This is a genomic window from Streptomyces sp. UNOB3_S3 (assembly GCF_020740895.1).
Taxonomy (GTDB): domain Bacteria; phylum Actinomycetota; class Actinomycetes; order Streptomycetales; family Streptomycetaceae; genus Streptomyces.
In genome coordinates this window covers 1-7,139 of record NZ_JAILXP010000360.1, presented here as the reverse complement: position 1 = coordinate 7,139, position 7,139 = coordinate 1, and the positions used below count along the sequence as shown (strand labels likewise).

Sequence of the window (7,139 nt, the reverse complement as noted above, 5' to 3'; positions counted from 1 at the left end):
ACCGGCGAGGGCGGCTCCGAGGCCCGCTCCGAGGGCGAGGACGGCGGATCGGCGCGTACGGGACATGGGGCTGCCTCCCGGTGGCTCGGTGAGCGAATAGGGGCGGGCTGCGCGCGCTGACGCTTGCGAGTATCGGGGCCCCACCGGGCCGTTCGACAGGGCCGGGCCGAGAGTTGCGCCGGGCGCCGCCTGAGCTTTCCCTGTCGTTCTTTCGGGGCATGGTTAAGTCCCTTGCGCCATGACAGAGTTGACGGGACCTCTGGGGTGACAGTGGGAAGACGTGGACGCCGCCTGCGCGCGGTTCTGACGGTACTGGTGGTATGGGTCTCGCTGGTCGGGGGCGGCACGGCGTGGGCGGGCACGGAGGAGTTCTCCCCGCCCGAGCTGGGCGCGCCGTCCGCGCTGGGGCCCGGGGTGACGTATCGGGGGTTCTCGCTGAAGGGATCGAACGGACCGGCGTACGGGCATCTGCTCACGGTCGACCTGCGCGACCGGCGGGTGTCGGTGGACCTGCTGTATCCGGGGGCCGTGGGCGCCCGGGAGCGGTTGTCCAAGATGGCCGCCGACCGGGGCGCGGTCGGCGGGGTGAACGGGGACTTCTTCAACATCGCCGAGGCGCAGCACCCCGGGGTGGACGCCACGGGCGCGCCGGTGGGGCCGGCCGTGGCGGGCGGGCACGATCTGAAGGCGGCGGTGCCGGACGGTCAGCGGTTCGGCCCGGCGATGCCGTCGGGCGGCACCACGGAGGACGTGCTGGGCGTGGGCGCGGACCGGACGGCCCGGCTGGACCGGCTCACGCTGGAGGGGTCGGTGCGCGCTCGGAACGACGAGTTCCCGCTGAGCGGCTTCAACCAGTACGCGATCCCGGTCGACGGCATCGGGGCGTTCACCCCGGCCTGGGGCACGGCGTCACGGCTGCGGGCCACCTGTGGCACGGACACCGACCGGGGCGCGCCGTGCAGTGACGACACCCGTGAACTGACCGTGCGCGGGGGCCGGGTGGCGGCCGTGGCGGAGCGGCCCGGCCGGGGCGCCGTCGCGCGCGGTTCGGTGGTGCTGCTGGGGCGTGAGGACGGGGCGCGGCAGCTGCGCAAGCTCAAGGTCGGGGACCGGGTGAAGGTCGACGAGTACCTCCGGCCCCGGCGTTCGGGGTCGCTGCGCTTCGCGATCGGGGGCTTTCCCCTGCTGCGCGGGGGCAGGCCGGTCGCGGGGCTGGACGCGGCGACCGCCGCCGTGCGGACCGCCGCCGGCCTGGCGGACCGGGGGCGGCGGCTGTTGCTGCTGGCGCTCGACGGCGGAGCCGCCCACCGTCCCGGGCTGACCCTGCTGGAGCTGGCCCGGGCCCTGAAGGGGCTGGGGGCCGCCGACGGCTTCAATCTCGACGGCGGCGGCTCGTCGACGCTCGTCGCCCGGGACCCGGGAGAAGCCGGTCCGACCGTGCGCAACCATCCGTCGGGCGGAGCCGAACGGCCCGTCCCCAACGGCATCGGCGTTTTTATCCGACCTTGACATCGTCTTTCAATCCCATCCTTTTGAGTGATCGCCCCCATCGATTCGCACTGCTAGCTTCGAATGGGGGCGAGCGGGAATTCCCGACGGTTCCGCAATGGGTACTTCCGTAATGGATGGGTGGGCATTCGATTATGACGACGTCAGTGGAGACCGGAGCGGGCACGGATAATCCACCCGGGCGGCTGAGTCTGGGCACCGAGGCCGCCCGCAATCTGGCGACCACGACAAAGTCCGTCCCGCAGATGCAGGGGATCACCTCACGGTGGCTCCTGCGGCTGCTGCCGTGGGTTCAGCTCTCCGGTGGTACGTACCGGGTGAACCGCCGGCTGACGCACACGCTCGGCGACGGCCGGGTGGAGTTCTTCACGACCGGTGCCGAGGTGCGGGTCATCCCGGCGGAGCTGGGCGAGCTGCCCCCGCTGCGCGGCTTCGAGGACCCCGCGGTCCTGGAGGCGCTGGCCGGGCGGTTCGTCCAGCGGGAGTTCCGGCCCGGTGAGCTGCTGGTGGAGGCCGGGCGGCCGGCGGACGAGGTGGTGCTGCTCGCCCATGGCAAGGCCGAGAGGTTCCACGAGGGCGAGTACGGCGAGCCGGCCGTCCTCGGTGTCCTGGCCGACGGCGGGTACGTCGGCGACCAGGCGCTGGCCGCCGAGCAGGCGGGCGAGTGGGACTTCTCGGTGCGGGCGGTGACGGCCTGTACGGTGCTGACGCTGCCGCGCGGGGACTTCCACGAGGCGCTGGACGGCTCCCCCGGCCTGCGGGCGCACATCGAGGCCTATCGCCGCCGCTCGGCCCTCCCCCACAACGAGCACGGGGAGTCGGCGATCGACGTCGCCTCCGGTCACTCCGGGGAGCCGTCCCTGCCCGGGGTCTTCGCGGACTACGAGGCCTCGCCCCGCGAGTACGGGCTGAGCGTGGCCCAGACCGTGCTGCGGGTCCACACACGCGTCGCCGACCTCTACAACGAGCCGATGAACCAGCTCGAACAGCAGCTGCGACTCACCGTCGAGGCCCTCCGCGAACGCCAAGAACACGAAATGATCAACAACCGCGAATTCGGCCTCCTCCACAACGCCGACCTCGGCCAGCGCATCCACACCCGCAGCGGGCCCCCCACCCCCGACGACCTCGACGACCTGCTGGCGACGGTCTGGAAGGACCCGGGCTTCCTGCTGGCCCACCCGCGCACCATCGCGGCGATCGCCCGCGAGTTCAACCGCCGGGGCGTCTACCCGGACAGCGCCCAGGTGGGCGGTCACTCCCTGCCCGCCTGGCGGGGCGTGCCCATCTACCCCTGCAACAAGATCCCGATCACCGAGACGGGCGTCAGCTCGATCCTGCTGATGCGTACCGGTGAGGAGTCCCAGGGCGTCATCGGCCTCCACCGCACGGGAATTCCCGATGAATACCAGCCGAGCCTTTCCGTCCGCTTCATGGGAATCAACGAAAAGGCCATCATGTCCTATCTGGTGAGCGCCTACTACTCGGCGGCCGTCCTGGTGCCCGACGCCCTCGGAATTCTCGAGAACGTCGAGATCGGGCACTGAGGAATTCCATCGAAGGCCTCTTCCCGTATGAGCGCGTGAAGAGGTTCGTCACCCCGACAGCCGGGCGGGCCCATCGGTCTGGGCACAGCCGCCGCCCGGCTCTCCGGGGTGCCGTCCCGGGGTGCGCCCCGGAACGGTCCCGGGCCACCGGCCGGACCGCGCCACCCCGCACCACGTTCCACAGCAGGATTCACACAGATGGGTGATCACCACATATGACCACGTCAGTGGAGCCGGAGAGCACCGAGCAGGCCGCTCAGGCACAGCAGAGCCTGGGCACCGGCGCGGCACGCCAGCTCGCGACGACCACCAAGTCCGTCCCCCAGATGCAGGGGATCTCCTCGCGCTGGCTGCTGCGTGTCCTGCCCTGGGTGCAGGTGTCGGCCGGCACCTACCGGGTCAACAGGCGGCTGACCTACACCGTCGGGGACGGCCGGGTGGAGTTCATCTCCACCGGCGCCGACATCCGGGTCATCCCGCCGGAGCTCGGCGAACTCCCCGTCCTGCGCGGTTTCGAGGACGCCGATGTCCTGGAGGCCCTGGCGAACGCCTTCGTCCAGCGGGAGTACGCCCCGGGCGACGCGCTCGCGGAGGCGGGGCAGCCCGCCGACCGGATCTTCCTCATCGCCCATGGCAAGCTCGCCAAGACCGGCACCGGCAAGTACGGGGACGAGACCGCGCTCGGCACCCTCGCCGACGGCGACTACTTCGGCGAGAAGGTGCCGCTGGAGCCCGACGGCACCTGGGGCTTCACCGTCCGGGCGGTGACCCGTTGCGCGGTGCTGACGCTCGACCGGCAGGCCTTCCAGGAGATCGCCGACCGTTCCGACGCACTGCGCGCGCATGTCGCGGGCTTCGCCTCCCGGCCCGCTCCCCCCGCCAACAAGCGGGGCGAGGCGGACATCGCGGTGACCTCGGGCCACTCCGGTGAGCCGGCCATCACCGGCACGTTCGTGGACTACGAGCTCAAGCCCCGCGAGTACGAGCTGAGCGTGGCCCAGACCGTGCTGCGGGTCCACACACGCGTCGCCGACCTCTACAACGAGCCGATGAACCAGCTCGAACAGCAGCTGCGACTCACCGTCGAGGCCCTCCGCGAACGCCAAGAACACGAAATGATCAACAACCGCGAATTCGGCCTCCTCCACAACGCCGACCTCGGCCAGCGCATCCACACCCGCAGCGGGCCCCCCACCCCCGACGACCTCGACGAGCTGCTCTCACGGCGCCGCAAGACCCAGGTCTTCCTGGCCCATCCGCGGACGATCGCCGCCTTCGGGCGCGAGTGCACCAGCCGTGGCCTCTACCCGAAGAACATCGATCTACTGGGCACCTCCGTGCGCTCCTGGCGCGGTGTCCCCATGCTGCCCTGCAACAAGATCCCGGTGAGCGACACCGGCACCAGCTCGATCATCGCGATGCGTATGGGCGAGGACAATCAGGGCGTCATCGGCCTTCACCAGACCGGCATTCCCGACGAGTTCCAGCCCAGCCTCAATGTGCGCTTCATGGGCATCAACGAGCAGGCCGTCTCGTCCTACCTGGTGAGCGCCTACTACTCGGCGGCCGTCCTGGTGCCGGACGCGCTGGGTGTGCTCGAGGACGTGGAGATCGGCCGCTGACCGGCGCCGCCCGACTCACCCGGTCCATCAAACCCATCAGACCCATCAGGGCCTGACACCCCCGACGATCTCGGCGGTGGCGTTGATCCCGTGCGAGATGGTCGGCGCGACGCTGGTGCTGGCGAGGACGAAGCCCAGCAGAACGCAGACCATCGCGTGCGAGAAGCGCAGTCCTCCGTTGCGCATGAACACCACCGACAGGATCAGAAGCAGCAGGACCACGGAAATCGACACGGCCATGGTGTACCTCCTCGGTGCGGCGGCGGACGTCCGCCAGTCTTGCTCATCTCACCGCCGGGACCGGTGCGACGGGCATACGCCATCCGGGTGGGAACGCACCGCCGCGGCCGGGGAAAGGCGTACGGCGGGGGCGTGAAGGAGGCGCGCGTCCCGCCACGCCCGTTCGTCCATGTCACCGCGCCCGGGCGGGACACACGCCCTCGGCGGGCCGTCTTCGACGGGCGTGGCGACCGGTGGATGCCTAGGCTGACGGAATGAGCCGCACAGTCCGGGACCGGTCCGCCGCAGCGGCGCGGGAAGCGGGGGCGCGCGGGGTGCGGGAGAGCGTGGGGGGCGCCGAACGGGTGACCACGTGGCAGCGCTTCCTCCACCGGGTGCCCAATGGCTTCGCGCTCTTCTTCGGGCTGCTCGGCGTCTTCTGCGCGCTGACCGCCCTGATCCCGCCGCTGCGGCGCGCGGTGCTGCCGCTGACCCGCGCCCTGGACCTGCTGACCATCCCGACCGCCGCGAACCTCGCCTACGCCGTCTTCCTGCTGCTGCTCGCCGCGGCGACCGCCGCCCGCAAGCGTGTCACGTTGTGGTTCGTGCTGGCCTATCTGGCGCTGCTGGTCTTCACCGACGCGGTGCTGCTGGCCGTGGGCTACTGGGACATGATCCCCTCGCTGGTGCTCAGCCTGGCCGCGATGACGCTGCTGGTCCTGGCCCGGCGGGAGTTCTACGCGGCGTCCCGGCGCGGGGCGTTCCTGCGCGCCCTGCTGGTGCTGGCGGCGGGGCTGGCGGCGGCGATCCTGCTGGGCTGGGGGCTGGTGTCGCTGTTCCCAGGCACGCTGGAGCGCGGCGGCGGCAACCGGCTGCTGTTCGTGGCGAACAAGGTGTGCGGCGGCCTGGTCAGCGGGCGGCACTTCGACGGGCACCCGCCGCACTGGCTGTTCTTCCTCCTCGGCCTGCTCGGCGCGCTGGCCCTGCTGAACGCGGCGATGACGCTCTTCCGCTCCCAGCGCCTGGAGGCGGCCCTCCACGACGACGAGGAGCCGCGCATCCGCGCCCTCCTGGGCCGTTACGGCGGCCGGGACTCCCTCGGCTACTTCGCGACCCGCCGCGACAAGGCCGTCGTCTTCTCCCCCAGCGGCAAGGCCGCCGTCACCTACCGGGTGGAGGCCGGGGTCTGCCTGGCCTCCGGCGACCCGCTGGGCGACCCGGAGGCGTGGGACCCCGCGATCACGGCCTGGCTGGAGGTCGCGGGCCGCTACGGCTGGCAGCCTGCGGTGATGGGCGCCGGCGAGGAGGGCGCCCGGGCCTACGCCCGCGCGGGGCTGGGCGCGCTCCAACTGGGTGACGAGGCCATCCTCCAGGTGGCCACGTTCGACCTGGAGGGCCGGGAGATGCGGGTGACCCGGCAGGCCGTCCACCGGGTGGAGCGCACGGGCGCGACCGTGCGCGTACGGCGTCACTCGGCGCTCTCCGACGAGGAGATGGGCGAGGTGATCCGGCGGGCCGACGCCTGGCGGGACACCGAGACCGAGCGCGGCTTCTCGATGGCGCTGGGCCGGCTGGGCGACCCGGCCGACGGGGACTGCCTGCTCGTCGAGGCGTTCGACAGCGAGGGCGCGATGATCGCGCTGCTGTCGTTCGTGCCCTGGGGGGCCGACGGGATCTCGCTGGACGTGATGCGGCGCGACCGGGCGGCGCCCAACGGGGTCATGGAGTTCATGATCACCCGGCTGTGCGCCCAGGCCGGGCGGTTCGGCGTCAAGCACATCTCCCTGAATTTCGCCGTCTTCCGGTCCGCCTTCGAGGAGGGGGCGCGCATCGGTGCGGGGCCGGTGCTGCGCCTGTGGCGCAGGCTCCTGCTGTTCTTCTCCAAGTGGTGGCAGTTGGAGGCGCTCTACCGCTCAAACGTGAAATACAACCCCGAGTGGCGCCCCCGCTTCCTGTGCTACGCCGACGCCGGCGCCCTGGCCCGGATCGGGCTCGCGGCGGGCATCGCGGAGGGCTTCGTCGCGGTGCCGAGCCTGGGGAAGCTGTGGCGCCGGGGGCGGGCCCGGGGCATCGCCAGCCCCGCCTCCACGGCCGGGCTCCCCTCCCTGTCCGAGCTGGGCTTCATCGCGGGCGAGGGGGCCGGGGCGGCGGAGGCGGACGAGCTCGCGGGCCTGCCGGAGCAGGTACGGGTACGGCGGCACAAGCTGGACCGGCTGCGGGAGGCGGGCGTCGACCCGTACCC

Annotated in this window: 5 protein-coding genes; 4 read left to right on the top strand and 1 reads right to left on the bottom strand. The window is 71.9% G+C overall.

All coding sequences use genetic code 11. The annotated features are described in order from the left end of the window. The first annotated feature begins 270 nt into the window (after window positions 1-270). The 3 genes from K6I33_RS28760 (at window position 271) to K6I33_RS28750 (ending at window position 4,678) form a co-directional block, all read left to right on the top strand. Window positions 271-1,509: a phosphodiester glycosidase family protein gene (locus K6I33_RS28760; protein WP_229357463.1), complete on the top strand. Its 1,239-nt coding sequence runs from the start codon at window positions 271-273 to the stop codon at window positions 1,507-1,509. A 134-nt stretch (window positions 1,510-1,643) separates the two neighbouring features. Beyond that, window positions 1,644-3,056, top strand: a complete 1,413-nt coding sequence (locus tag K6I33_RS28755) for a family 2B encapsulin nanocompartment shell protein (protein ID WP_229357462.1) — start codon at window positions 1,644-1,646, stop codon at window positions 3,054-3,056. A 215-nt stretch (window positions 3,057-3,271) separates the two neighbouring features. After that, a complete protein-coding gene (locus tag K6I33_RS28750; RefSeq protein ID WP_229357461.1) occupies window positions 3,272-4,678 on the top strand; it encodes a family 2B encapsulin nanocompartment shell protein in 1,407 nt (468 codons plus the stop codon). Between the two features lie 45 nt (window positions 4,679-4,723). Here the strand turns inward: K6I33_RS28750 and K6I33_RS28745 are convergent, their stop codons facing one another. Continuing rightward, window positions 4,724-4,918 carry a hypothetical protein gene (locus tag K6I33_RS28745; protein WP_229357460.1) on the bottom strand — a complete coding sequence of 65 codons (195 nt, stop codon included), beginning with the start codon at window positions 4,916-4,918 and terminating at the stop codon, window positions 4,724-4,726. Window positions 4,919-5,172: 254 nt separating this feature from the next. Here K6I33_RS28745 and lysX point away from each other — a divergent pair. Then, window positions 5,173-7,139: bifunctional lysylphosphatidylglycerol synthetase/lysine--tRNA ligase LysX (gene lysX / locus K6I33_RS28740; protein WP_229357459.1), on the top strand; the 1,967-nt coding region annotated here is incomplete at its 3' end.